Source organism: Natrinema versiforme JCM 10478, from assembly GCF_000337195.1.
GTDB lineage: Archaea > Halobacteriota > Halobacteria > Halobacteriales > Natrialbaceae > Natrinema > Natrinema versiforme.
On the sequence record NZ_AOID01000061.1, the window covers coordinates 1 to 23,484 of the forward strand.

24 protein-coding genes and 3 pseudogenes are annotated in these 23,484 nt (G+C 56.1%); 12 read left to right on the plus strand and 15 right to left on the minus strand.

Annotation, left to right across the window (positions count from 1 at the left end):
- Positions 1-137: 137 nt before the first annotated feature.
- On the minus strand, positions 138-404 hold the full coding sequence (locus tag C489_RS23260; RefSeq protein ID WP_449289386.1) for a DUF7546 family protein: 267 nt from the start codon (positions 402-404) through the stop codon (positions 138-140).
- A gap of 249 nt (positions 405-653) precedes the next feature.
- Between C489_RS23260 and C489_RS23125 the strand changes: the two genes are divergently transcribed.
- The 3 genes from C489_RS23125 to C489_RS22765 all read left to right on the plus strand — a co-directional run bounded on the left by C489_RS23125 (position 654) and on the right by C489_RS22765 (position 3,172).
- Positions 654-821, plus strand: coding sequence for a hypothetical protein (locus C489_RS23125; protein ID WP_006432895.1), 168 nt, complete (start codon positions 654-656; stop codon positions 819-821).
- Between the two features lie 186 nt (positions 822-1,007).
- Positions 1,008-2,474 (plus strand): aldehyde dehydrogenase family protein, encoded by a 1,467-nt coding sequence (locus C489_RS18540; RefSeq protein ID WP_006432896.1) that lies wholly within the window; start codon positions 1,008-1,010, stop codon positions 2,472-2,474.
- A 251-nt stretch (positions 2,475-2,725) separates the two neighbouring features.
- Positions 2,726-3,172 carry a hypothetical protein gene (locus C489_RS22765; protein WP_006432898.1) on the plus strand — a complete coding sequence of 149 codons (447 nt, stop codon included), beginning with the start codon at positions 2,726-2,728 and terminating at the stop codon, positions 3,170-3,172.
- Positions 3,173-3,802: 630 nt separating this feature from the next.
- On the opposite strand, the gene C489_RS18555 is transcribed toward C489_RS22765, so the two are convergent.
- The gene (locus C489_RS18555) at positions 3,803-5,956 is read right to left on the minus strand and encodes a PAS domain S-box protein (RefSeq protein ID WP_006432901.1); all 2,154 of its coding nucleotides are present in this window, start codon (positions 5,954-5,956) and stop codon (positions 3,803-3,805) included.
- A gap of 225 nt (positions 5,957-6,181) precedes the next feature.
- Positions 6,182-6,871, minus strand: a pseudogene (locus C489_RS23130) (transcriptional regulator TrmB).
- Between the two features lie 417 nt (positions 6,872-7,288).
- Here C489_RS23130 and C489_RS18560 point away from each other — a divergent pair.
- Positions 7,289-7,708, plus strand: a complete 420-nt coding sequence (locus tag C489_RS18560) for a hypothetical protein (protein WP_006432904.1) — start codon at positions 7,289-7,291, stop codon at positions 7,706-7,708.
- 3 nt (positions 7,709-7,711) lie between these two features.
- Positions 7,712-7,912, plus strand: a complete 201-nt coding sequence (locus C489_RS18565; RefSeq protein WP_006432905.1) for a helix-turn-helix transcriptional regulator — start codon at positions 7,712-7,714, stop codon at positions 7,910-7,912.
- Between the two features lie 58 nt (positions 7,913-7,970).
- Here the strand turns inward: C489_RS18565 and C489_RS18570 are convergent, their stop codons facing one another.
- Positions 7,971-8,294, minus strand: coding sequence for a DUF3784 domain-containing protein (locus C489_RS18570; protein ID WP_006432906.1), 324 nt, complete (start codon positions 8,292-8,294; stop codon positions 7,971-7,973).
- A 100-nt stretch (positions 8,295-8,394) separates the two neighbouring features.
- Between C489_RS18570 and C489_RS18575 the strand changes: the two genes are divergently transcribed.
- Both C489_RS18575 and C489_RS18580 read left to right on the plus strand, forming a co-directional pair.
- On the plus strand, positions 8,395-8,745 hold the full coding sequence (locus C489_RS18575) for a winged helix-turn-helix domain-containing protein (protein ID WP_006432907.1): 351 nt from the start codon (positions 8,395-8,397) through the stop codon (positions 8,743-8,745).
- Positions 8,738-9,055, plus strand: coding sequence for a DUF7521 family protein (locus C489_RS18580; RefSeq protein WP_006432908.1), 318 nt, complete (start codon positions 8,738-8,740; stop codon positions 9,053-9,055). Before C489_RS18575 ends, C489_RS18580 begins: the two co-directional genes overlap by 8 nt.
- Before the next feature lie 8 nt (positions 9,056-9,063).
- Here the strand turns inward: C489_RS18580 and C489_RS18585 are convergent, their stop codons facing one another.
- The 5 genes from C489_RS18585 to C489_RS18605 form a co-directional block, all read right to left on the minus strand.
- Positions 9,064-9,492 (minus strand): RDD family protein, encoded by a 429-nt coding sequence (locus tag C489_RS18585; protein ID WP_083902846.1) that lies wholly within the window; start codon positions 9,490-9,492, stop codon positions 9,064-9,066.
- Positions 9,493-9,873: 381 nt separating this feature from the next.
- Complete coding sequence (locus C489_RS18590; RefSeq protein WP_006432910.1) at positions 9,874-10,059, minus strand: hypothetical protein; 186 nt, start codon at positions 10,057-10,059, stop codon at positions 9,874-9,876.
- A gap of 4 nt (positions 10,060-10,063) precedes the next feature.
- Positions 10,064-11,461 (minus strand): alpha/beta hydrolase, encoded by a 1,398-nt coding sequence (locus C489_RS18595; protein WP_006432911.1) that lies wholly within the window; start codon positions 11,459-11,461, stop codon positions 10,064-10,066.
- 219 nt (positions 11,462-11,680) lie between these two features.
- Positions 11,681-13,417, minus strand: coding sequence for a hypothetical protein (locus tag C489_RS18600; protein ID WP_083902847.1), 1,737 nt, complete (start codon positions 13,415-13,417; stop codon positions 11,681-11,683).
- Complete coding sequence (locus tag C489_RS18605) at positions 13,407-14,213, minus strand: ABC transporter ATP-binding protein (RefSeq protein WP_006432913.1); 807 nt, start codon at positions 14,211-14,213, stop codon at positions 13,407-13,409. Before C489_RS18605 ends, C489_RS18600 begins: the two co-directional genes overlap by 11 nt.
- A 385-nt stretch (positions 14,214-14,598) precedes the next feature.
- Between C489_RS18605 and C489_RS18610 the strand changes: the two genes are divergently transcribed.
- A complete protein-coding gene (locus C489_RS18610) occupies positions 14,599-15,522 on the plus strand; it encodes a hypothetical protein (RefSeq protein ID WP_006432914.1) in 924 nt (307 codons plus the stop codon).
- 626 nt (positions 15,523-16,148) lie between these two features.
- Here the strand turns inward: C489_RS18610 and C489_RS23135 are convergent.
- Positions 16,149-16,418, minus strand: a complete 270-nt coding sequence (locus C489_RS23135) for a DUF7571 family protein (RefSeq protein ID WP_006432915.1) — start codon at positions 16,416-16,418, stop codon at positions 16,149-16,151.
- Between the two features lie 181 nt (positions 16,419-16,599).
- Here C489_RS23135 and C489_RS18620 point away from each other — a divergent pair, with 181 nt between their 5' ends.
- Entirely contained in the window at positions 16,600-16,806 is a 207-nt protein-coding gene (locus C489_RS18620) for a cold-shock protein (RefSeq protein ID WP_006432916.1), read from the plus strand.
- 819 nt (positions 16,807-17,625) lie between these two features.
- On the opposite strand, the gene C489_RS21095 is transcribed toward C489_RS18620, so the two are convergent.
- The 3 genes and pseudogenes from C489_RS21095 to tnpA form a co-directional block, all read right to left on the minus strand.
- Positions 17,626-17,889, minus strand: a complete 264-nt coding sequence (locus C489_RS21095; protein WP_083902848.1) for a hypothetical protein — start codon at positions 17,887-17,889, stop codon at positions 17,626-17,628.
- Between the two features lie 733 nt (positions 17,890-18,622).
- Positions 18,623-19,857: pseudogene (locus C489_RS18630) on the minus strand (RNA-guided endonuclease InsQ/TnpB family protein).
- A complete protein-coding gene (gene tnpA / locus C489_RS18635) occupies positions 19,854-20,243 on the minus strand; it encodes an IS200/IS605 family transposase (RefSeq protein WP_006432917.1) in 390 nt (129 codons plus the stop codon). Before tnpA ends, C489_RS18630 begins: the two are co-directional and overlap by 4 nt.
- Before the next feature lie 138 nt (positions 20,244-20,381).
- On the opposite strand from tnpA, the pseudogene C489_RS21100 reads away from it, so the two are divergent.
- Both C489_RS21100 and C489_RS18640 read left to right on the plus strand, forming a co-directional pair.
- Positions 20,382-20,780: pseudogene (locus tag C489_RS21100) on the plus strand (helix-turn-helix domain-containing protein); the annotation flags it as partial.
- Between the two features lie 135 nt (positions 20,781-20,915).
- A complete protein-coding gene (locus tag C489_RS18640; RefSeq protein ID WP_006432918.1) occupies positions 20,916-21,209 on the plus strand; it encodes a HalOD1 output domain-containing protein in 294 nt (97 codons plus the stop codon).
- A gap of 21 nt (positions 21,210-21,230) precedes the next feature.
- On the opposite strand, the gene C489_RS18645 is transcribed toward C489_RS18640, so the two are convergent.
- Both C489_RS18645 and C489_RS18650 read right to left on the minus strand, forming a co-directional pair.
- Positions 21,231-21,653 (minus strand): hypothetical protein, encoded by a 423-nt coding sequence (locus C489_RS18645; protein WP_006432919.1) that lies wholly within the window; start codon positions 21,651-21,653, stop codon positions 21,231-21,233.
- Between the two features lie 215 nt (positions 21,654-21,868).
- Positions 21,869-22,468, minus strand: a complete 600-nt coding sequence (locus tag C489_RS18650) for a DUF5789 family protein (protein WP_049891078.1) — start codon at positions 22,466-22,468, stop codon at positions 21,869-21,871.
- Between the two features lie 215 nt (positions 22,469-22,683).
- Here C489_RS18650 and C489_RS18655 point away from each other — a divergent pair, with 215 nt between their 5' ends.
- Positions 22,684-23,430 carry a helix-turn-helix domain-containing protein gene (locus C489_RS18655; protein WP_006432921.1) on the plus strand — a complete coding sequence of 249 codons (747 nt, stop codon included), beginning with the start codon at positions 22,684-22,686 and terminating at the stop codon, positions 23,428-23,430.
- The last annotated feature ends 54 nt before the right edge of the window (positions 23,431-23,484 follow it).

Sequence of the window (23,484 nt, forward strand, 5' to 3'; positions counted from 1 at the left end):
GGGATAGCGGTGACTGTACTCCATCGCTATCCCTTGATTAGAGATGTGTTCACTTAATGGCTTGTACTGTCGTGCGGCGATTCATCCCCTCCCTACTCGCTCGCAATACTCGCTCTTGAGGGAGGGGCATTCTCGCCTCAATTCTGGTAAACAACGGCAATGAGAGCAGAACCGATATGAAATAACCGTCGTGTCGGAGTGGGACGGGTGTGCCAGATAACCCACGCAGAGACGGTTAACCAAACGAACGGGATGACAAAATGTGAGAGTCGGCTTCCGATGTCACCCGTGACATACGCGTAAGCGAGTCCGACGACTAACTGTATGGAGAGAATCAGGTTGAGCCATGTGGTTGATCGGAGAAGTTCTCTAACTGGACCTCTCTCAAGTGTGGTTTGTGTCATAGTCGTGTGAATCCGAAGCAGGTCGTTTACGCGAGCTCTTACAACGACCTGTAAGGCTGAATAACGAAAAGCGATTCGGACTATGTACGGAAACCTCTCGCCGGTGAAACCGCCGAGATCCGTCTCAGATCTGTTTCCATCTCGGAGAATGGCCAACACGGTACCTATCCACTCCACGTGGTTGCAGACGAGTTCGAAAAGCGCGTGATTGACTAGGAACTCGAGGATCAGACCTTCATCCAGCAGGCGATGAACGACGATTCAGCGGAACTGCTCGCGTTCGAAGAGTTCGTCGAAACCGAAGCACAGCAAAACGCGCTTGCGACCCGCCTCGATATCACCGCCGAGACGGCGCGCAAACTTCTCGATGAGAATCTCACGAAAGCAGAGGTCCTCGACGCAGTCACGCGAAGTTGAAGAACCGATAGTCGCGCTCACTTTCAGGAGTTTCTGCCGGGAGTATCAGCCATTTAAGTGCATATCCCGGTAGCTAGCCTGCAGCAGCCATTTAAGCGCATATCCCGGTGGCTAGCTTGCAATGAACAATAGCATACGAGCAATGGTCGCGCATGGTAGCTCGACGCTTGGAACGGGTGCCCATCCATGGTAGATCAGGTCTATATCGACGGAAGCTGGGAGACAGTAGCGACGGACGAGACGATCACAGTGTACGACCCTTCGACCGAGAACGTTCTCGGCGAGGTTCCAGCGGCCGGCGACACGGAGGTCGCGGCTGCCGCGGAGGCGGCGGCAGCAGCACAGTCGGACTGGGGGCTTCGGTCCGCACCCGAGCGTGCCGAGTTGATTGACGACATCCTCACCGTCGTCCGGGAGCACCGCGACGAGTTGGCATCGTTGCTCACAGCCGAAGTCGGCAAGCCGACCTCCGCAGCCCAAGACGAGTTGGACTTCGCGCTCGAAATCGGCGACTACGCCGTCGGTGGCGGACGCCGCATCGAGGGCGATGTTCTTCCGGCCAACTCTCAAAGTGAGAAAGTCACCATCGAACGCCACCCACACGGTGTCGTCAGTTGCATCGTCCCGTGGAATTTCCCGGTCTGGATATTCATTCGGAAGGTCGCCCCAGCACTGGTCACCGGCAACACAGTCGTCGCAAAGCCGAGTTCGAACACGCCGCTTGCGACTCATCGGTTGGTCGAACTCATCGACGAGGAAGTTGACCTCCCTGACGGCGTGCTCAACTTCCTCACCGGCCACGGCTCCGACCTCGGCGACTCGATGGTGAGCGACGGGAACGTCGATATGGTTTCGATGACCGGAAGCACCGGCGTTGGCCGACAGATCGCCCAGACGGCCGCCGAGTCGCTCATCCCCGCCTCGCTCGAACTCGGCGGGAAGGCACCGGCAATCGTCTGGAAGGACGCCGACCTCGATGCGGCCGTCGAGGACCTCATCACCGCACGGGTATCGAACACCGGCCAGATATGTACGTGTGCCGAGCGCATCTACGTCCACTCCGAAGTCGCCGAGGAGTTCACCGAGAAGTACGTCGCCGCCGCCGAGGACATTACTATCGGCGATCCCCGAGACGACCCGGACATCGGACCACAGGTCAGCGAGGGCGAACTCGAAAGCACTCACCAGGCGGTCGAAACAGCGACCGCCGAGGGCGCACGCGTTCTCACCGGCGGGAACCCGCCCGAGGGCGAGGAGTTCGAAAACGGCTACTGGTACACCCCGACGGTGCTCACCGATGTCACCCAAGACATGGAGATCATCCAAGAGGAGGTCTTCGGTCCTGTCAGCCCCATCATCGAAATCGACTCGATGGACCAAGCGCTCGAATACGCAAACGACTCGGAGTACGGACTCTCTTCGTATCTGTTTACCAACAACTACCGGCTCGTCAACCGCATCGCCGATGAGCTCGAATTCGGCGAGACATACATCAACCGGACGCTCGGCGAGGAGGCACAGGGCCATCACATCGGTTGGAACAACTCCGGCCTCGGTGGTAACGATGGGGAGGACGGCAAGTACGGTCTCTTGAAGTACACGAAGATCAAAACGTTGTATCAGAACTACGAGGATCCAGCCGGAACGCAGTGAACACCCACCAGCGGACGGCTCTTTCAATCTTATTATAGGTAGTGAGATTCGCATGCACGGCTCACTGCGAAATTTGGACTGTCAAATTAAGTTTCGAGAGTAATTATGCATGACGAATCCTACCTAGCCGATTTCAGATGGAGAGGACATCGACACGGTACGGTCGATTCGAGACGACATTCACCAGCGTGTAGTGGATCTGTTCGATGAATTCAGCGACGACTCACAACTGAGCGCCACCGCGAACTGAGATGGCTGACGATTTCCCGTGGGAGGACTTTCAAAACCGTAGCTTGGACCCTGCTGCTGTCCGCTGGGCAGTTGCTTTCATCGCCGGGTGGTTCGTGGCGTGGACCGGGTTCGTCCTCTACAGCGGGAACGAGCTCGGTCCAACACTCATGCAAGGAGCAGCTTCCGCGGCCGCTCTCGGAGTTTTGCCGATCTCACAAAATCCCGCTCTCTCAGTTAAACAGGCAGCTTCATGGACGACATCGAAGGAGTTTGAGGTACGGTGGTTCCACTTCGCGTTTGGTTGTATCGTCTATAACATGTGGTTGCTCGTCGATTTCTTGACGCAGGAGCGAATCGGGGTGATTGAGACTCGGAAAAAGCCGAGGATCAAACTCTCTCGGTTCACAGATTGGTTGGAAAATGGTCTTGAGGAGTGGTTGGAAGAGGAATCGAGCACACTCCTGTGAAACCCGTTCCGGGCCAGCGTATCCTGAGTGCCAACAGTAGGTAGCGACTGGTTTTTCACGGTGTTTCTACAGCCTTTCGTTGACATCTCTGTTTCCTGAGGAGTACTTCCGAGTGAATCCGATGGTGAACGGTTTGTAGAGCGGTCAGAACTGGCGATTCCGTGAACGCTTTCACCGGCATTCGCAACTCAACCTGTGTGTTTGGGTCGACTGCTCGTACTGATCGACGCAACGAAATCGCTGGCAATCGCCCTCGAACAGCCAGATACTGACCCGCGGAACCTCGAGAATGGCTGTCGCAGTTTCGGTGATCGTTCGAGCAGCACGCTCGAAGTTGCCGTCGACGACGTCGTCATCGGTCGTCAACGCAAGGAGTCGCTGTTGTGATCGATGAGACGGCTGCGACCCTGAACCACTCCGATCGTTGGCCATGCCCTATCCTCATCCTTCCATCGAATGACTGTTTTGGCTGAATTCGAAATGCTAGACAGTTGTTTCCGTTCTCTTCTGAAATGGTTTCCAAACTGGGAGGGTCCAGAGCTGCACGGACTGTACAACATACCGGGAGCTTCAGGACAGATACAAACCTAATCACTCCACCAAAGATGAAACCCGGTTACAGCCACTATTCTAAAGGCTAATTTCGAATCGAGCGCCACCTTCGGACCCCTCCGTAATCGTAATCGTCCAGCCATGTGCATCTACAATGCGGGAGACAATGTTTAGTCCGAATCCAGTTCCATTCTCTACCGTCGTGTATCCGACCTCGAAAATCTCGTCGTACTCTGACTCTGAGATTCCTGGACCGTTATCCTCGACATAGAATCCGTCAGCTGTCTCACCGATGGTCACTGTTATGTTCTCGTCGGCGTGTTCAACCGCATTCCGGAACAAATTCTCAAATAACTGCTTAAGCTGATCCCGGTCAGCTGCAACCATTCGATCCGTTTCGACAGTGAGTGTTGCGTCTTTTGTTGCAACTGTACCCCAACTCTCTCGAAGAATTTCGTCGAGTACGACCCCTTCGGTCTCCATTGCCTCGTCACCGACCCGCGCGAGTGTTAGCAAATCGTCAGTGAGTGCATCCATCCGTCTGAGCGCGTTCTCGATATCCGCTATGTGGGCGCTGTCACACTCCTCTTGGAGTAACTCGAGCCTCCCCTGTGCGAGTTGGATAGGGTTCCGGAGATCGTGGCTGACGATGCTCGTGAAGCGATTCAGACGTTCGTTCTGCTCGATGAGTTCTCTTTGTTGCTGCTTCTGTTCGGTGATGTCGCGGTCCATTCCCACGAAGCGGTCTTTGCCGTCCAGATCGAGACGGATAAGATGAACCTCAACGGGAACAGTCGTTCCGCCCTTCCGTTCGAGTTTACCTTCGAACCGTTGCGGGGTGTTCGTCGGTAAGTCGTTCCAGAACGACCGTGCACGATCCGGGTCGGAGGATATGTCGAGCTCCCAAACGTGTTTCCCGATAACTTCGTCCTCCGTATAGCCGAGTTCGTCGCACAACCGTTGGTTGACATCGCAGATGATACCGTTTGCGTCGTGGATGGCAATCATGTCCGGGGAGTGTTCGAAGAGGGCTTCGAGCCGTGCAGTCTGTGAGCGTAACTGCTCTTCTTGAGTTTTCTTTCCCGTCACATCATCCTGGAAACCGACGAAATACTCGATATCGCCGTTGTCGTCAAAGAGCGGTGCAATACGAACGCGGTTCCAGAATTCGGTACCGTCCGCACGGTAGTTCCGGAGTTCGACAGTGACGGATTCCCTCTTCTCAACTGCGTTCCGAAGTTCGGCGACTGGTTCTTCGCGTGTTTGCTCGCCCTGGAGGAACCGGCAGTTCCGCCCGAGAACCTCGTCTTTCTCGTAACCAGTGAGATCGGTGAACTCGTCGTTTGCATAGATAATCGGATTGTCCTCCGCATGAGGGTTAGTGAGGATGATGCCGACAGGTGCTTCGTTCATCGCCCGTTCTCTCATTGACAATTCTGTTTCAACGGACTCGTCGGTAGTCAGATTCGAGAGCGTGCAGATGAGTGAACCGTCGTCCGTGAATGAGAGCGTGTGTTCTAGGTCGATCCTGGTGCTATCCTTCCGTACGAACGATGTCTGGCCATGCCAGCGGCCATCCTTGGCAGCAGGTAGCAGTAGATCGTAGATCTCATCGACGTCCTCGTCATGGTAGAGCGTCTCCCAGTGGACATCAATCAGTTCGTCACGTTCATAGCCAAGTAACTCTGCATACGCTGAGTTCAAGTACTCAATGTAACCATCTTTGTTCAGGATGGCGATCCCGTCATGAGCGGTTTCGATAGCTTCGAGGCCACGATTGAGGTAGCGTTCGGCCCAATAGTGTTCGACAGCGTTCTGGATGCGGTTAGCAAGCACTTGGTACTGTTCGGTGCCACCGCCCTTTTGGAGGTACTCCGTGACACCCGCCGTGATCGCTTCACTCGCTATCTCTTCAGACCCTTTCCCAGTGAAGAGGATAAACGGGAGATTGGGATTTTCTTCGCGGACGTGTTGAAGGACCTCAAGACCGTTTAATCCGGGCATGTCGTAGTCGCTGACGATGCAATCAAACGTGATATCACCATCCTGGAGCGTGGTAAGCGCGTCTCGAGGGACCGTTTCAGTATGTACAGCAAAGTTCTCGCGTTCACGTTCGAGGAACGTAGCGACAAGATCTGCAAAGCTCTGATCGTCTTCGATATGGAGGATATCGATGGTCTTCGAACTAGGTAGAACGGACGCATGGGTAGTAGAAGGTGAGGTCGGGCTCATACTGAACTAATAGTAGTTGGGAACTACGGGCTATTGAATAATATGGCCTTTTCCCGGATCACGACGACGACGATGAGATCGAAATCTTTGGTCGTGCCCTTGAGCCCACGGAATGCCATCGAACCACCGCCGATTACGAAGACGGCAAGCGGTTCGTCTAGCTGCTAGCCGATACGTTCGAGTTCCGACCGAATATACGACCCGTCAAACCGCGTTCTCATATTGTCACCCGTAGTCCTTAGCCAGTTCTTGGAAGTCCTCCCACTCGGGAAGTCGAGACGTCCGCTGCTCACCGCTTGTGTCGAGATACGGGCAGAGTTCGTCGACGATGTCGTCGATGCCGTACTTGACAGCCTGTGCTCGTAGCTCGTCGCAGTTGGTATCGACGTGACTGAGCAAGAGAAGCAGTATGACTGGGCTCGTGCTCCTGAATCGATCACGAGCATGTGACAGCACAATGTCTCCGGTGAGAGGTCACTCATCGAGCGACTTCCAGAATATGGTGTTAGTGTGCTGTTCGACGGTCTGGCGATGATCGTAGTGAGCAAGTTCTCGAGCAAGCGCACGATGGACGGTACTTCTGTGGACGTCGGCGTAGCGTGCGAGATCGGTTGCAGTCCGTGGGGGATCGAGGTAGTAGCAAACGCGGAGTGCTGCCCCTGACAACAGCTTCGGCCACTCAATATGTGAATACTGCTGTGTGAGACTTGCGAGTAACTCGAGCGTCTTTGCGTCCGACAGTCGAATCTGCTTTGTTTTCCACTGTCGGCTTGTCTTGACGAAACTAGCCGTTTCTAGCCGTTCAACGAGTTCTGAGGTGTAGCTGAGACACCGATCGAGATTCGTTGCGAGTTCAGAGACCGTCTACTCACCGTGGAAGGCCGTGAGGGAACGAACCTCACTTTCAGTGAGCATACTGTTGCATAGTTGCGAATCGATATCTAAGTTACTTCGCCATCTTGCAACAGATAGCTGTCAGTCGAGACGGGCAACCTACTGGATAAAAGCCATCGGCCGCTCGACGTCCCACGACCGCCGCTGCGCGCCTCGTGCCTGCGGCGCTTGTGGGGTCGGGGGACGGTCGAGGCGGCCTCGCCCTTTCTGAGTCCGCCAGGACTATAGATGGCCCACCGAGCGACATGGCCCCCTGGACAGGTATGTACGTACTGGCCCGCCCCGCTCGCCGCTGCCGCGGTCCGATGCGGGTAAGAGAGGTCGCTAACAAACGTCCGTAGTCATGGTTTTCATCTCAAAGGCAGTTCTGTATAGGAATGATCGCCAGTTTTAAGACTTGATGTAAAACATATTTTACCACCGAACGAGGGTTACGCTATGACTGCCACCAACACAAGCTCAAAGCTCACTCGCCAGCGGTACCGGGGGCTCGTATACGGAATTGGCGGGCTAGCGATACTCGGACTACTCGCTGGATTCATACTCAATCAACACTTTGTCGGTACACTCATCTATCTACTTGGTGTGTGGATTGCTGGCGGGATTGCCGTTCTTGCACCGATGTGGAGCGAGGCGACACTACAAGATGAGAGAGACTGGGAGTTACACAACCGTGCCAGCGGAATCCTAGTTGGGATCACGATGGTCTTCGGTCTGAGTATTCTACCGGCACTCTACGTCCTTGATGCTGGTAACTACATCGAAATCACAGGAATTGCTTCAGGTGTAATCCTCACGCTCTCAGCGCTCTTCCTGTTGTACGGTGTGTGTCTCGGAATTGCGAAACGGCGCATCTAATCTATGAAGAACGATCTCACCGAACGACGGGAAGACGAAGGTCTCAGCCAAGGCGAACTCGCCGAAGCCCTCGGTGTTACCCGCCAGACGATCAATGCGATCGAACGAAACCGATACAACCCGTCACTGGAACTCGCCTTCAAGCTAGCTGACCACTTCGACTGTAGTATCGAAGAGATATTCGAACCAAATCAGGACGAGTAGTGCACAAATACGGTTCCTGCTATGAGTATCACCAGGACGCTTCAAGGATTCTCGTGGTTCACGTCGGTTGTGGTGGCTGCGTGTTCAGCCGGTAAATCAGGCGTAGGACGGCTAGCAGGATCGCAGCCGTGATCACGAGAGTGACATACGACGGCAAGTCCATTACGGATGAGAGGATGCCGAATACGACGATGGCGATGCCGACTCGGAGGATCGTGTTCCCTGCCATATCTTGCACTACGTCGTCAGGCACCTTCGAGGAGGATTTGCTGTAACCTGCCAGTAACCATGTCCAGCCAGCAAATTTGATGAGCACTCCCAGAAGCGTAATGAATACACCACTTGCTACCCATTCGATGGCAATGGAACTTCCGTCAAGCATATCCGTCTATTCGGGCCCCGTTATAAAGAATCCGTCTGAACGGTCTCATTCGATGAGACGCTGCCTGTTTTTATAATCAACGCTGAACAAGCAGAATGTCGTGGGGCAGTCGGATCGACTCAACGCGATCACACAGCTACTCGGGGACGAATGCGTCCAGACGATCCTCAAAGAGACTACCCAGGAACCCATGTCGGCAGCTGAACTCAACGAAGCCTGTGCGGCATCACGGGCTACTGTCTATCGCCGCCTCGACGAATTAACTGACCGTGGCTTACTCGTCGAACAGACAAAACCAGACCCGGATGGGCACCATCACACGGTTTACGCAGCGAGTCTGGATCGTGTGACGATCGACTTCGTTGACGGTGAATTCGAGGTGACGGTCACGACACAGCAACGCGCCGCAGACCGATTTACGAACTTCATTGAGGGACTTTACGATGAATAATCCAATCCTCGTACAGTTGAATAACACGCTCTCGGCCGAATTTCTGCTCCTGCTCTCAGATTACGTGACGATCGGAATCGGACTCGTCATCGCATACATCGCCTACCAAGGATATAGCCGGAACGACAGCCGCCCGATGCTGTACATCGCAGCCGGGTTTGTCCTCACCTTTGGAGGGCCTGGACTCATCTTTCTCGTCTCACTGGTGGTTCCCATCCCGACACTTGTCGTCGGTAGCGCGACGCAGTTCGTCGAAATCTTGGGCATGGGAACGATACTGTATGGGTTCATCGCACCGGCATGGGTCTGAACACAGACTTACTGTTGCTTGACGACGACTGTATCTGCAACGAGGTCGCCGACCCGTTGGTTGTCGTCAATAAGCAGTATTACGACCATTGCGATGAGGTTGAACGTCGGGAGTGCGTCAACGATCCATAACACGTTCCGTACTATTGACGCGCCGATCGTACAGTTTGAACCGTCGGGCTTGACAACGACTAGTCCGAGTCGGTATTTCCCCGGCGTGTAGCCGTACAGTCCCTCAACTAGAAACCCATAACTCAATGTTGCGACTATGCCCACGAACGCCAGCACGAGGAAACCGACATCGCCGAGGGCCGCCCCGGCGACTATAACGGGAACCCAGATTACCCCCATGAGAATCGAGTCGATGAAGAATGCACCCACTCGGTGCCAGATCACATCTCCGTTCGTCCCTAGTTGCGGTTGCGGATGCTTTTCCATAAGTCCTGTCCGCCACCCAACACTTATTAATCTTTGATGGCTGTCTCAGAGGCAGAAACATCGAATAGCCCGCAGTCTTCAGCGACTGACTGTTTCATACAGTTTTGTATCTAAACGATTGTATTCCAACGGAACCGGATGTTTCAAACCCACGACGAGGGAGGCATCACTTAGTCCGAGATGCCCCGTCCGAACTGTCTCTACAGGCGGAGCAGGCCGAGTGCCTTGAGGCTTGGCCCAGAGGCTACTCACCTACGAACGCTCATTCTTCGGGTTGTCTCCAGCATCGTTCTGCGGTATGTGATAACATATACGTTGATATTTATTAAAATCAGCGACCGGTGTTGAATATCCGACTGGAGCGTCGTCGGGGGGTGTCGGTCAGAGTGTTAGATTCATCCCGCGCCTAAAGGCGCGGGTATTCTCCTTGCTCTTCATACACCCGACTTCGATTCCGTGTGTACTGTCCTCGAGGACTGCAGTTCCGAACGCCGCTCCAAATACGGCTCCGACAAGCATCGCAAAGAGCAGCCGTTCTGATGTCGAGACGCTTTCCTCGGCAGCCATTGGATTATGAGGGGTTTTGTGATTGGTCGGTGATGAACGTTGCAAGATCGACGACGACTTGCTTGGCAACAGGGTTCGGTTCGGACCACTCCGATGGGCTCCCCATCCCCTCGCCGGGCTGGAAGCGGTGATTGAGGGTCACGTACCGTTTGATCTGGACTTCGGGATCTCCCGCCAGCTCTTCCTCCCAGATGGCCAGATCGTCTTCGACCGTCACGAGATAGTCGCGTTCCCCCTGGAGGATGAATCGGGAGATATCGAGCGAGGCGGCTGTCTCGAGGTGATCGTATTCCTGTAGCGTGCGGAAGAACGGTTTCCCACGTTCACCGCCACCGAGATTGATCAGTTCGTCGTCGCCGATATCGAGCGTTCGGATCCGCTCAGCTAACGCTTCGACCTGTGCCAGTTGGGCTTGGCGCTGTTCGTCTGTGAGATTTGGATTTTGTTCTAACTGATACCCGGTCTGTCGAACAATCGCATCCGAAATCGGTTCAGCGAGTGGCGCAAGCATAATCACGCCAGACCGTTCGTCGTCCTGTGCCGCGATTCGTGGGGTGAGGCGCCCGCCCAGACTGTGGCCAGCGACAAACGTCTCCTCGATTCGGTCGTACTCACGGAGACGTTCGAGGGCAGTTACTGCGTCGTCGGTGACCAGGTCGTCCACGGTCGCTTCTGTCCGATCGATATCACACGCGACTGGTCGCTGGTCGTACCGCAACACTGCGACCCCGCGAGTCGCCAGTCCCCACGCGATCTCTTTGAAGGTCCTGTTCGGGCCGACCTGTTGATCTCGGCCTTGATCGCCACTTCCGTGGACGAGTACGACGCCCGGGACCGGCTCATTGGTGTCGGGAATCGTTACTGTCGCTCCCAACTCACAGTCACTCGACGCAGCCAGCGTGACTTCCTGTTCTGTAAAGACCGATTCGTCGACGTACGCAGGCGGCGACCACGTATCGACGTTGAAGACGAATCCCTCGATGACTTGTTCGTCGTACTGCACCGAAAATTCGGCCCGTCCGTCGGCGAACGCCGCCTGAGCGCTAACGACATCAAATCCTTGTTCCTCGCCTTGGTAGTCGATGGAGGTGAACTGATTGAACTCTCCTAATGGAACGATATTCGCTTCCCACTGTTGAACGAGGTTGTCCTGTGGGACGCTTTGTGCGAATTCTGAGGACGCGTAGTCGTATGCTTCGTCGAAGGACTCTGCTATGAGCGCCTCCAGAAAATCCTGTGTGATTGCTTCCAGTTCAGATTCCGTATCGTTCTGTTGGGGAGTTGACTCGGTATCGTCGGTGGTTCCGTTAGTAGCAGGGTCGTCATCACTAGTGCCACTACAGCCGGCGAGGGCAGCACCCCCAGCTACCCCGAGAACCGCGAGATACTGTCGCCGCTTCATGCTTCTACTACGGTGTTTTGAACGGGGTCGAACGGAGTTTCGATCGTGCATCGTAACAGACCTCGTCTGTGTAAAGCACTCTTCCCGTAAAGAATGCTTTACAGTAAAGATACCTTTACACCGAGAATAATAAAACCACCGGTGTCAACGGCTATCCACCTTTGCTGGAAGTCAATGAACCCGCGCGCGCTCGCTGCGGGTTCCATCAGACAGACCCCACTAGATTTGATAATCCTCGATGCGCTGAATCGCAACCCGATACGCGGCAGCGATACCGACAACACCACCAACGAGTACAATCCCACTGAGGATTGCCAGCGTTTCGACACTGATGTCGAGTCCGAAAGGAAGCCACCGTGAGAGGAGTACCGCACCAACCGCACGCGCAGTCTCATCAGCGACGAACGCACCAGCGATGACGATCAGGCTCAACGTCGACGAAAAGAGACTGTATGCGCGTTTGCTTGGCGGCACCGCTCGTCGGGACCCATCGAAACTAACCGCGTCAAAGCGTGGGAACATGGAGCCGATGCCGGTCGCCACCACAGCACTTCCAGTGACTGCGACGACACTCGCAACTCCGAGCGCCCCCAACACAGGCGGAGAACTGCCAGCGAGATAGCCTGCAGCGAGTGCCACCACTGCTGTCAGGGGGACACCGACGAGTGCTGCCGCGGTGACGTTCCCGTGAACGACATGTCGGCCACGTGCCGGAGCCGTCAGCAGCGTCGGGAGTGTCGAACCCTGATTCCCCAGTGGATTCAGCGGCAACACGGCCCCGGCAGCCCACGCACCGTACCAGACGACAAACCACGGCACGTACCAGGGAACCGAGCCTGTGGTCACAGCTCCCTCAATGAAGACGATCGCGGCCACCAACGGCGGCGCAACGAACACGAACTGGAACGGCGACCGGACCGCCCGACGAAGCGTTGTACTAGCAATGCCGCGCGTCGCGGGTGCTCGACACACAACAGCAAGTACTGCATCGACACGTGACTCCGGGGCGGACGGCAGTTCCCGTCCCTCTTCAGCACTCGTCCGAGCGGTATCAGCCAGCCACGCGTATCGGGCCGCTGGAACCGCAAGAACAGTTCCGCCAATAACGAGGACTGGCATGAGTCCGAGCAGGACAAGCGGGCCAGTCAGATCGACGCCGGCGTTCGGTGTCGTCACAAGTGCGAGGTGTCCGAACCACGCGACCGGCGGGGACTGTAAGACTGGCTCCAGTCGCTCGACGACAGTCAACAACTCGCCGGTGACAGAAAGTGTGACGTATGTAAGGCCGAGTACGACGCCGAAAACGGTCGTGAGTTGGCCGAGGTTTTCCGAGCGACGAACGAATCCTTTGAGCGCGAACCCGATCGGGTAGCCGATTGCTGCGGCCGTGGCTGGGATGCCGATCGCTGCGGCGGTGATGCCGAGCAGCGGGAGGAGTGAGCCGGTCCCAGCGACCAGTCCTGCGGCAGCAGCAAGCCCGAGTCCGATCGTGTACACCGAGAACTTGGCGGCGGCTGCGAACAACACCCCCCCGGCGACGTCGGCTGCCGGGCGAATCGTAAGATACTGCCCGTCGTTATCGAGGTCGCCGTTGCTCCCGAACCCATCACCAACGAGCAGGACCGTCAGGAACACCCAGAGAACACCCGTCGCGGTCACGAGCCACGCTGGAAGTGCCTCGTCAGCAGCGAGCCCCGACCCGACAGATCGGGCAGCGTCGAACGTTTGTACGAGGAAGAACGCACTCATAAGACCAATGAGGGCGGTGAAGACAAGCCAGAAGTCCTGATGTCTCACCCACCGGTAGCCACGAAGTAACTCGATTCGGGCGATCTCCCAGCTCTGACTTGGCGACGGGACAACGCCCGTGAACGAGCCGTGCTGACGCGATCCGAGACTGCTGGTTCTCGCTGGCGTCGACGACGGTTCTGAAAGATTCGTGGATTCATCGGACATGTGGCTCCCCCTCCGAGCCGATGGCACCGCTGTCGGTCAGCTGTGATTGTTCAGCATTCGTGGTGTCCCGTTCGGCAGTGACCTCGAGGAAGGCGGTTTCGAGATCGGGTGACTCGTCTGCCTGGGATTTGAGCTCCGAGGGCGGGGCTTCTGCGACGAGCGTCCCGTCGTTGATGACGCCGATGGTGTCCGCGAGCTCATCGACAATCGGGAGAATGTGTGTCGACAGGAAAACCGTCATCTCGCGGGTGACAAGGTCAGCGATCGTGTCCCGAACGGTGCGTGCGGCACGGGGATCGAGGCCACTCGTCGGCTCGTCGAGGAGCACCACGTCCGGGTCGTGGAACAACGCTGCGATGATACCGACTTTCTTGGTCATCCCCGTAGAGTAGGATTCGATGCGTTTGTCGGCGTCAGCGAGCAGACCGAAGCGATCCAGCAGCGTTTCGATCCGGCTGTCAGCCTCGTCGTCGGGGATACCGTGGAGGCGTGCGACGTGGCGGAGTTGTTCCCAGGCGGTTAATTCGTCGAAGACTGGTGGCTCCGCTGGGAGGTAACCGATTCGCTGCGTGAGGCGGGCGCGATCTGTGATCGGGACGCCAGCAATTTGTGCAGTACCGGCTGTCGGTTCGGTAAGTGCGATAAGCATTCGCATTGTCGTCGTTTTCCCGGCCCCGTTCGGACCGAGGAATCCGTAGACGGTTCCCTGTGGGATCGAGAGAGAAAGATCGTTAACGGCGTGTTCGCTACCGAACTGTTTCGTCAGTCCGTCCGCGATGATCGCGTGGTCGGTCATGATTCGATCACTCTCGGTGCCGGTGTGTTATGGTCGCTGGTAGAGGGCGACAGGCTGGTGTGGGGGAGCGATTCGAGGTGTGGCGGCGTTCGTGGTCGGTCAAACATCGTGGTGTAAATACTCCTTTACAGTAAAGAGTATTTTACACCACTTGTTAAAAGTACCGGTGAACCTACCTGCTGGTATCGGCCCATGCCGAACCATTTGAACGAATCATTCTCTCACCGTGTAATCCGGACGTAGTACTGTGTTCTCCGTTCAAGATTCCGTGGTGGAGGATTTCTACGAAAAGTCTACCCGGCAGCGACTAATCTCACAAAAATAACAATCCTTGAGACAATACGGTCACATAGACCGTGCTGGAAATTACTGTCCCCTCCGATGTATGCCTCCGACGATTGTCCTCATAGCGATTGCCATTCTCGGAGCAATCGTGCTAGTTTACGGGTATCGAGCACTCACAGCATACCTGATTTTCCGGTCTCTCCCTTCGAATAACGCGGACGGGCCGTCAGAGATTGTTGACGGAGAAACGGTCGCTCTTACGGGTGAACTTGAGGTTGAACAGCCAGTCGAGAGCGGTGACGCTGCTGTTGAAAACGCGGACGAAGCGGTTGGCGCGTATCTCTGGCGTGCTCGGCTTCCGGACAACACGAACAGCGACCTCACAATCGATGAATGGGGGTGGGAACGCCAACACTGGCACACGTTCGCCTCCGGTATCGAGTGGGGTCACTTCGGAATCAACGCCGACGGTCAGACTGTTCGCATTGACCCGTCGTGGCTCCGTGAGAAAACCGACAGTGAGGCACTCACCGAGTTGACGCTTGGCGGCATCACGAACACGGAGCGGTTCTCGACGTACCTCTGGGATCGGTGGTACACGTACCTCTGTGACCGAATAGAACACCGCTCGTTCCGGGAGTTCGTTGGCTACGTCCAGCGACACAACGACGACGTTGATCCGGACCGCTACTTATTGGAAGCACGACCGTTACTCGAAGGAACACCGGTGAGTGTCAGCGGCGAGGTACACATCGAGCAAGGCGAGCCAATCCTTCGCGGCACTAGTGACACACCACTACTACTCTCTGACGCCGGGTTCGATGGGCATCGACGCTGGCTCCGCCAGCAGATCCTGCGGAAAGGACTCGTTACTGTGGGTCTCCTTGCTGTTGCTGTCACCCTCTGGTTCGAGTTCTACGTGCCACTCGCGGTGCTGGTCGTCGCGTACCTCGTCTACGTCGGATATCACTTCGTACAGGACATACGGATTTTCCGGGACTTCCTAGAACGACTGTGGAACTGACGGCGATGAGGTCAAACGTTGCATCTCAATCGCACTCCATGTGATTTATAATTGATGCAGAATTTGGCATCTCTATGCGGCTGCCCTCCCCCGCGTACAGAGAGTACCTGACATTTGTTGCAACGATCCTCGTAACGCTCGCTGTTCTCCAGTACACCGGAATTTTCTACGAGATGTCCGGCGCGATTGATCGGCCGTGTTTAGTTAAGCGTGAAAAGTGAGGCGGCACGATTTTCATGGGTTCTCTCGAGGCACAGGTGAAAGTGCCTCACCCATCAGGCGCGAAAAACACCGTGTAGGCCGGCACATTAGTTGGAAAGCCGGTCTGAGTGGAATGTACGAGGGTGGCAGAGAACGGTGTGCATACCTATGCTGTGACTACCCGACAAGCGGTAAGTGCAGGCGGAGACGTTACCGCTAGCAGCCGCGAGCGAACCCGAAGGGTGAGCGAGCGGGCCAAGGAACCCTCGAAGCCGCGCCAGCGGCGCGGCTGAGGGGGTGACGCTGTGCTTTTCATCAACGTTTTGCCGAGCGACCGAGCGAACGCGAGGAAGCGCAGCGCAAAAGGTTGGCGTGTCTATCGAACGGCCACTCTGACGAAAATATTATTCGAGAGCCACTGCCGTTCAGGTGGAGATGGGGCCACGGGTCCAGCCAGGGTCATGGCCGGTGCGGTCTATGAGATCGGACCGGCACGCCGGACAGTAGTCAGGGGTGACGGATTCACTTCGGGGAACGTACACCGCGCCGCCACACTTCACGCACGCATCCGCGACGATGGTCGCGCAGTCCACACAGACGCTGAAGTCGTCAGCCGTGAGTTCGCGCAGCGGTTCGAGTTGTTTATCGAGGAGATACTCGTCGATGGCCGACTGGCAGTTTTGGCACGGTTTCATAGCGATGCATGTTCTCCCTCTCGACCGGCCGATAAATATCTACCTCCGAAACCGAACTGACTGCCGAACTCCGAACGAACTGTACACGCGACCAACCGTTGTAGGTCTGTAGTAGAACAGAAGCCATGGTACCGTGACGCTCGGAAGTGTTATCAGTCACTGGAGTCACTATTTGTTTGTAATGGCAAACGGAACGGTTGATTTCTTCAACGATACTGGCGGCTACGGTTTCATTTCGACTGACGACGGCGACCTCGACGACGACGAAGATGTCTTCTTCCACATGGAGGATGTCGGTGGAGAGGACCTGACGGAAGGTACTGAGGTTGAGTTCGACATCGAGTCCTCACCAAAGGGACCTCGCGCGTCGAACGTCGTCCGGCAGTAATACCGAGACACACCGTCGCTCACAGCGACGAACAATCTTGATTTTGCAGACGGTTAGATGCCCAAACTGTCGCTATCGATATTGCTATACGTAGCATTATCTCTCGTGACATGATCTCTCATAATAACTGGTGTCCAATAGCTGAGCTTAGATTCTCTGACCGAGTTAGCGACTCCCTTGACGTACCGATCTCGAGCTCGTCGACAGCCCTAGCAGGCCGAATATCGTAGTTGATGAGACGGGCAGTAGCAATTGTCACGCTTGTTTAGCCAGCTCAGAATCGTCTGCTCGTACTGGACGCTGAAATCGGTCAGTACGTCAACGATGGGAATCAGAATACTATCGTAGCCACTGAGCAAGATGGGTGACGAGCTATTTCTCTCAATGAGTGATCCCAATGCTAGAAGTGACTATGTGAATACAATGAAGATGGAAGCTGCGCTCTACCTCGTCGCGGGGGCATGCGTTGAAATGCCCCGGGTGCTGTAACACCCGAAGCGTGGCTTCCAGCCGCGAGGCTCGAGAGCCGTATCGCACTCCAAGAGCCGTCGATTACGACAGTCACCGCTCGAGGTGGCGATGAGCGAACAGACGCAGTCGGGAGAAGCGGAAGACAGGCCGCTACCGTCGTGTCCACGGTGCGGGAAGCGGTGATTCTGGTACACTCACGCGGTCCGTTAGACCATATCGTATCGCCGTGTGGCTGTCGAGTAGCATCGCCAGACCTCGGAGGAATACTCAGCTATCGATGCGATGTGATCACCGATACTACATCTTTGGATCGACGTGACTAATGCGATTTCGAAGCGCAGTCAGGAGTTACTCTTCCGGCATCGTCACACGGAGTTCGCCGCCGACCTCGTAGAAATAGCCTCGTTCGATCAACCGGGAAACTGCATGAGTCGCGTCTTCGGGTTCGAGGGCCGATTCATCAGGATTGCAGAGAACCTCAATCGCCTCCTCTCGAGGGATCGACTGGACATTTTCGTGCTCAGCCGAGTTGAAACTATGAGTACAAAGGACATCGTACGCATCCAAAATCCACTCCGGAAGCGGTGGCCGTGGATCAGAGAAATCAGTCATCTTGACTTCGTACTCTCACTCTTTGCTATCGACTTGCTTAAGAATACCCCTCAGTAGGTGCCGATCAGGCTCTGGGAGCCCCCAAGCAGTCGCAGGATGCTCTTTCGAATGAGTTGGGACTGCGATCCCTATTCAGATCTATCACTCTCCCACTGAGTGCCTGATCTGAATTGTGGTTTCGCGCCTGACGGGAGAGGCGCGCCCATACGTTCCTCGAGGGTAAACCATGGGTACAGATCCACCGACTCCGCCTGAAGTCAGTGGCTTCTCGATCGAGGATTCGTGCCGGGCAGTTACTAGAGTACCGACCAATCCACCATAGGATGGGGATTCAGACCACAGAGAGTGGACGTACAGCACAAGCAGTAGCAGTGGGAAGCACAAAAGGAAGTCCTACTAATCGGGGCTATGGCAACTGAAGCATCATTTACTATCCCGCAGCCCGAGTTCCCGTTAAATCAATTTTTGAACAGTTGCCAGACACAACCATCGAATTAGATCGCGTTGTCCCAACAGACGATGCTATCATACCGTATTTCTGGATTCACTCGGAAAATATAGGGAGACTCATAACTGATTTGAGTGGTGATAAAGCGGCTGACGAGTTCAAAAATCGACGAATTAGAAGCGGAGATGCTCGTCCGCATCAAGTGGAACCTCATTGACCTCCTCCCGCGCCTAAAGACGCGGGAATCCCACCACGGGATTTCAGGCCGGGCGTGGTCCTCTGGTTTCAAGACGCATACGTTCCAAGCGTCTCTTGCTGGGTAGCATCGGCTTGGCTGTCTTGCGGGGCGGTCAAACGCCCCCCATCCTCAGCCGAGTCATCGTCATCCGTGTGTTCTCTTGAATGGCTCTCTCCGCTGAGGTAGCGGTCTGCGATATTTATCGCGCCGTTCACGTCCGCTTGGTACTCGCCCATCCAGCAAGCGCCGTTCGTACACTTGAACGTCGCCTGTCGCGGGCGGTATCCAACTTTCCCGCAGGCGTGGCACTCCTTTGAGGTGTTGTGCGGGTTCACCGTCTCGACGGGGATGCCCTTCTCAACGGCTTTGTAGCGTATCTGCGCGTGGAGTTTGGCGAACCCCCATCCGTGGAGACGCCGGTTCATGAAGTCGCCGTAGTCCATCGACTCCCGTATGTACGTCAGGTCTTCCAGAACAAGAGCGGGGTTCTCGACAGACTCGGCGTACTCCACGACTTCGCAGGTGACGCGGTGGAATACGTCGTCTATCTGGTTCCACAGATCGTCACCGAACGACTCTGCGATACGCTCGCTTCCGCGCGTCTGGAGTCGGCGCTTGGCGGTGAAGTAGGTCTTGCGGAGCCGACGAACGGTCTTGCCCTCGTCGACCCATAGTTCGGGCGCGGTCGGAGAACCGTAGTCGTCGCGGTGACACACCGTGACGAGTGACGCTTCCCCAATGTCCACTCCGATAGGCGTCCGTTCTTCGGCGGACACCTCGGAGCGTTCCTCCACGTCGCGGGTGGCGTGACGTGGAGATATCACGTCCCGTCCCGCTCGAACAGCCGACTCTCGCCTATCATGGCGTCTCCCGCGTTCAACGCTTCTAACCAGTCCCGCTGTTCGGGATTCGGTTGGGCCGGTAGCCAGAGGAGGTAATCCTCGTGATGCGGGATTTTGACGTACCACTCGATAGCGTTCTCGGGCTTGTGGTCGAGCCGTAACCCCTCGTTGGTGAAGCGGACAGGGTGATCGTCATGAAGGTCGCCCGCGTTGTACGTCGTCGTCAACTGCGGGACGTACTTTTTGAGCGCGTTCTTCGCGTACCCGCTCAGGTCGTAGTTGACCACCACGTCGTTCGCTTCAGTCTGCGTGGTACATCGGGCGTCGAAGGCGTCTTGGAGAGCGTTCTGGTACGCTTCTCGCGTCTCTCGGAGTTTCTTCCGCTTGTGAGAGTTTGGATCCACAAGTTTGAGTTCGAGCGTTTTCGTGAGTTCGGTCACGAATTGCCCTCCTTGTGTTGCTGGATGTAGTTCTCGACAGTCGCACTCGAAACGTGCCCGGCGGTCCCCGCGTAGTACCCTCGCGCCCATCCGATTTTCTCGCCGTCGTGGTCGGCGTATCGGTGGTTGTACTTGCGCGAGCAGATACCCTTGAACCAGTTGACGAGTAGCGCCGGTTCGTTTTTGGGTGGACTACTGACGAACAGGTGAACGTGGTCCGGCTGTACGGTGAGGTCAAGGATTTCGACGCCTTTGTCGTCGGCTATTTCGTGGAGGATGGACCGGACACGGCTGGCGACCTCGTTGACGAGTACCGAGTTGCGGTACTTCGGCAACCACACTATGTGATAGTTGAGGTTGTAGGTCGCGTGCCGTGTGGTCTTCATCCGTGTTGCACACTATGATCTGTCGGAGTGTTAATACTACCGATAGAACGGTGGGAAACCCCGCCGTGGCGTCGTTGGCGGGAGTGTCGGTTATTGTCCGCTTGACCCCCGCCTAAAGACGGGGGTATGCGCTCGTATCTTTATCACGAAAGCATTCTAACCGCCATCGCCAACACCGAAGTCACACTCCTTTCCGGACTGGGAGAACAAAAGAACTGAACATTTGAAATCAGGAGTCGCGATCAAGAGCGTCTCTCTGAGTTCCAATCGTACTGTCGGGAGAACGGTATCCGTATTGAACTTACCCAGCTCCACGCACTCTCGCCACTCAAATCAGATCAGGAATTCGATTTGACTGAGAGACAACGATCAGCGTTGGTACTTGCCTACTCTCGCGGGTACTTCGACTCGCCGCGGAAAGCCACTCAAGACGATATCGCCGACGAACTCGACAGCAGCCGACAGGCGGTTTCATCACGTCTGCAGCGCGGTCTTCAACGGCTCGTAGCAAGTACTCTGATAACGACTCAAGAGTAACTCGTATAGACTCCATTTAAAAAGATATTGCACCAGCAAAACCCACCGTCATCCCAGTGGAGCCCCTCTATTCGGACAGTGTATTCTTCCCACAAAGAAATCGGTGTCTTTGGTGCCGTCGAAGCTGTATACTCGATGAACGACGTGGCGTTCGATGTAGATGCGAACGTCTTTCGGGCGGAGTACGACAGCAGTCGCGATCAGCCGAGCCTCGCAATACTTGCCGTGGTAGCGGTTGCTGCCAACAGTGATCCCACCGAACTGTCTCCTCTTCATTCCGTAATTGATACGGCGGCACTCGATGATCTGCTGTCGGAGACAGCTACTGACGACCGGAGAAACGTCCGTCTCTCGTTTTCATATGAGGGATTTTCTGTGACCGCATGTAGTGCGGGAACGGTTGAAGTCAGCCCGATAGAGAACGCGTAATCGGACGTCTCTACAAGTGATTTACTCCTCGCGTTTCCCGTACGTTTCCTCACCCCACCCGTAGTCTGATGCTTCGTCGTTCCGTTCGAGGTAGTCTTCTAATTCCTCATGTACCGTATCACCGAGATCGTCTAACTCACTGTCAATCATTGAAACCGTACTCGAATCGAGCGACTCAGCCACGTTTCGCTCCCGCCAGTCGTCCGGAATCGTTGGGGCGTCGAAGCGAAGACGGTCTTCGGTTGGATCCCAGTAAAAGTCGAACGCGTGGAACAGGCCGAGGTCACTAACGATTCGAACGTCCGCTTCATCGAGATTCGTGTACTCCGCCCACTCGTTGAATCCCTCCTTCCACGCACCCTCCTCGAGCAGGTCTTCGATGTCCTCGCGGTAGAAGTCCTCCGACCCGAGCGTCTCTTCTTGCCATTCAAACTCGCGGGGCATTCCTCGGTTCGAGAGGTCTGGTGGGTCCGGGACCGCTATATCGAGCGCCATACCAGCGGTTCCACTGGGAACACAATAAAGCCCATAGCGATGCCAACCGAGACAGACCGTGACGCCTCTCGCAGGAGAGCATTTCGTTGCTGGATAGAGCGCGCGTATCGGTCACGCGTAGAGCGTGATAGCAGTCAGTGCAACGAGAGCTCGAGATCGCCAGTCTATATCCCGAGCCACTCGTCGTTGCTGACCTGATAGCCGTTCGTCCGACAGACGTTCGCCGCTTCTCGGCGTACCGCCCGGGATGTCGGAAGCGTTTCCTCGTCGCGAATTCGCTCGACGATCCAGTCGCTGATGGCTTGGATCCCGTCATCGTCGTCATCGGGGTCGATCGCTTTGAGTTCCGTGAAGGTCTTCTCGTACGCCCTGCGCTGTGTCCAACTGAAGTCCGTATTCTGAAGCGTCGTACTGGCTTCCACGACCTGTTTCATGGCCGCGGCAACTGTCGGTCGCTGTACCTGCACCCGGACGGCAGCTGGCGAGTCGAACGTCTCCTCGTCTGTCTCCGGGACTAGCTCCTCGAGACTGTAGCTCCCCTCGACCGATTCGATCTCGCGATCGCCGATCGACGCGACGACTGCAGTCCCCGTCGCCGGGAACGTCAGCTCTTCGAGGTCCGCCTCGAGACCGGTGAGCTGTTCCGCTTCCACCGGTGGCTCTGTTTCGTCCCCACGCTCCAGTTCTGTGGCCATCTCACGTTCTTGCTGGCGTCTTTCAGCGTCGTGTGCTTGCTTGTCTCGGCCTTGTTTGTCGTCTGCCATCCACTACTTTTGATTCTCCACCCGGATAGCTCTGTGGCCGACAACAGGGACTCCCAACCGTTGCTACCAGCCAGTGAAACCGACTATACTCGTCAGTAACTGGAAAATCAACAGTTAATTAGACAGAAAAGTTCCCGGTGTTTGAGTGTGAAAGACTGCCGCTCTATGCACCTCTTGGGCGATGTGTTATGTCCCCGGAACTCCTACACGGAACTATGCGTGAACTCGTCTTCGCCCTCGAATACGAACCCGGGTGCAACAGGGTAGCGGACACGCTCGCTGCCCATCCCGACGCCCGGATTCGCTCACTCTCGCTGCACGCCACTGCCGAACGGTTGTGGCGTGTCGACCACGTTACCGGGTCAGCCGACGCACTCGAGGACATCGAGGACGCCTTCCTCACCACGGACTACTATGCGGACTGTCTTGCCACCGAGGACTGCGGCGCGACCCAGACGACTCAGGTCCTCGATCACACCGACGACACGCTCGTCCTCTACTCCGACTGGGAGCGCACGCCGGACTGTGCATCCGTCCCCCACATCGCCCGCGATCACCTTGGCAACGGCGTGCTGTTCGAGACGCGCCACGAGAGTCGTCATTACACGTGGCGGATCATCCATTCCGGAGAAGGCGATGTGGCGTCCTTCTTCGACTCACTCGGAGAAGCGATTGGCGACTGCGCCCGAATGGAGATGCTCCGAACGGCGGACACGACGGCGACGAACGGCGACGTGAACGAAGCAGACGGCCTTTCGGCGGAACAGGAAGCCGCTCTTCGTGCCGCCGTTGAACACGGCTATTACGAATCACCGCGCGAAGTGGACGTGGGTGAACTGGCCGCCCATCTGGACGTCCCGCGATCGACGCTCACCTATCGGCTTCGCCGGGCGGAAGAACAACTGGCGAAACACCACGTCACTAGCAACCAGTTGACACAGGAGCCACCGGCCCACATCTGACTCCGCAAGCGATTGGAATATTCCAATGAAGGCTTATCGAACTAACGCCCCTCT

Excerpts from the sequence above, each read along its gene's own strand:
- C489_RS23260 (WP_449289386.1), bottom strand. The coding sequence starts at position 404 with ATGACACAAACCACACTTGAGAGAGGTCCAGTTAGAGAACTTCTCCGA.
- C489_RS23125 (WP_006432895.1), top strand. The coding sequence starts at position 654 with ATGAACGACGATTCAGCGGAACTGCTCGCGTTCGAAGAGTTCGTCGAA.
- C489_RS18540 (WP_006432896.1), top strand. The coding sequence starts at position 1,008 with ATGGTAGATCAGGTCTATATCGACGGAAGCTGGGAGACAGTAGCGACG.
- C489_RS22765 (WP_006432898.1), top strand. The coding sequence starts at position 2,726 with ATGGCTGACGATTTCCCGTGGGAGGACTTTCAAAACCGTAGCTTGGAC.
- C489_RS18555 (WP_006432901.1), bottom strand. The coding sequence starts at position 5,956 with ATGAGCCCGACCTCACCTTCTACTACCCATGCGTCCGTTCTACCTAGT.
- C489_RS18560 (WP_006432904.1), top strand. The coding sequence starts at position 7,289 with ATGACTGCCACCAACACAAGCTCAAAGCTCACTCGCCAGCGGTACCGG.
- C489_RS18565 (WP_006432905.1), top strand. The coding sequence starts at position 7,712 with ATGAAGAACGATCTCACCGAACGACGGGAAGACGAAGGTCTCAGCCAA.
- C489_RS18570 (WP_006432906.1), bottom strand. The coding sequence starts at position 8,294 with ATGCTTGACGGAAGTTCCATTGCCATCGAATGGGTAGCAAGTGGTGTA.
- C489_RS18580 (WP_006432908.1), top strand. The coding sequence starts at position 8,738 with ATGAATAATCCAATCCTCGTACAGTTGAATAACACGCTCTCGGCCGAA.
- C489_RS18585 (WP_083902846.1), bottom strand. The coding sequence starts at position 9,492 with ATGGAAAAGCATCCGCAACCGCAACTAGGGACGAACGGAGATGTGATC.
- C489_RS18590 (WP_006432910.1), bottom strand. The coding sequence starts at position 10,059 with ATGGCTGCCGAGGAAAGCGTCTCGACATCAGAACGGCTGCTCTTTGCG.
- C489_RS18595 (WP_006432911.1), bottom strand. The coding sequence starts at position 11,461 with ATGAAGCGGCGACAGTATCTCGCGGTTCTCGGGGTAGCTGGGGGTGCT.
- C489_RS18600 (WP_083902847.1), bottom strand. The coding sequence starts at position 13,417 with ATGTCCGATGAATCCACGAATCTTTCAGAACCGTCGTCGACGCCAGCG.
- C489_RS18605 (WP_006432913.1), bottom strand. The coding sequence starts at position 14,213 with ATGACCGACCACGCGATCATCGCGGACGGACTGACGAAACAGTTCGGT.
- C489_RS18610 (WP_006432914.1), top strand. The coding sequence starts at position 14,599 with ATGCCTCCGACGATTGTCCTCATAGCGATTGCCATTCTCGGAGCAATC.
- C489_RS23135 (WP_006432915.1), bottom strand. The coding sequence starts at position 16,418 with ATGAAACCGTGCCAAAACTGCCAGTCGGCCATCGACGAGTATCTCCTC.
- C489_RS18620 (WP_006432916.1), top strand. The coding sequence starts at position 16,600 with ATGGCAAACGGAACGGTTGATTTCTTCAACGATACTGGCGGCTACGGT.
- C489_RS21095 (WP_083902848.1), bottom strand. The coding sequence starts at position 17,889 with ATGACTGATTTCTCTGATCCACGGCCACCGCTTCCGGAGTGGATTTTG.
- tnpA (WP_006432917.1), bottom strand. The coding sequence starts at position 20,243 with ATGAAGACCACACGGCACGCGACCTACAACCTCAACTATCACATAGTG.
- C489_RS18640 (WP_006432918.1), top strand. The coding sequence starts at position 20,916 with ATGAACGACGTGGCGTTCGATGTAGATGCGAACGTCTTTCGGGCGGAG.
- C489_RS18645 (WP_006432919.1), bottom strand. The coding sequence starts at position 21,653 with ATGCCCCGCGAGTTTGAATGGCAAGAAGAGACGCTCGGGTCGGAGGAC.
- C489_RS18650 (WP_049891078.1), bottom strand. The coding sequence starts at position 22,468 with ATGGCAGACGACAAACAAGGCCGAGACAAGCAAGCACACGACGCTGAA.
- C489_RS18655 (WP_006432921.1), top strand. The coding sequence starts at position 22,684 with ATGCGTGAACTCGTCTTCGCCCTCGAATACGAACCCGGGTGCAACAGG.